This is a genomic window from Bacteroides sp. ET336, assembly GCF_024733815.1.
GTDB lineage: Bacteria > Bacteroidota > Bacteroidia > Bacteroidales > Bacteroidaceae > Phocaeicola > Phocaeicola cellulolyticus.
The window spans coordinates 1-734 of sequence record NZ_JANRHK010000051.1 but is presented as its reverse complement, the minus strand read 5'-3'; the positions used below and the strand labels follow the sequence as shown (position 1 = coordinate 734).

Below are 734 nucleotides of genomic sequence, written 5' to 3'. Positions count from 1 at the left end.
ACGATGGATAGGGGTTCTGAGAGGAAGGTCCCCCACATTGGAACTGAGACACGGTCCAAACTCCTACGGGAGGCAGCAGTGAGGAATATTGGTCAATGGGCGAGAGCCTGAACCAGCCAAGTAGCGTGAAGGATGAAGGTTCTATGGATTGTAAACTTCTTTTATAAGGGAATAAAGTGCTTTACGTGTAGAGTTTTGTATGTACCTTATGAATAAGCATCGGCTAACTCCGTGCCAGCAGCCGCGGTAATACGGAGGATGCGAGCGTTATCCGGATTTATTGGGTTTAAAGGGAGCGTAGACGGGATGTTAAGTCAGCTGTGAAAGTTTGGGGCTCAACCTTAAAATTGCAGTTGAAACTGGCGTTCTTGAGTGCGGTAGAGGCAGGCGGAATTCGTGGTGTAGCGGTGAAATGCTTAGATATCACGAAGAACCCCGATTGCGAAGGCAGCTTGCTGGAGCGTAACTGACGTTGATGCTCGAAAGTGTGGGTATCAAACAGGATTAGATACCCTGGTAGTCCACACGGTAAACGATGGATACTCGCTGTTGGCGATATACAGTCAGCGGCCAAGCGAAAGCATTAAGTATCCCACCTGGGGAGTACGCCGGCAACGGTGAAACTCAAAGGAATTGACGGGGGCCCGCACAAGCGGAGGAACATGTGGTTTAATTCGATGATACGCGAGGAACCTTACCCGGGCTTAAATTATGCATGAATGATCTGGAGACAG

The 734-nt window shown here is 49.3% G+C and carries 1 rRNA gene; it reads left to right on the top strand.

What is annotated here, in order from left to right:
- Positions 1–734, top strand: a 16S ribosomal RNA gene (locus NW213_RS16760); the annotation flags it as partial.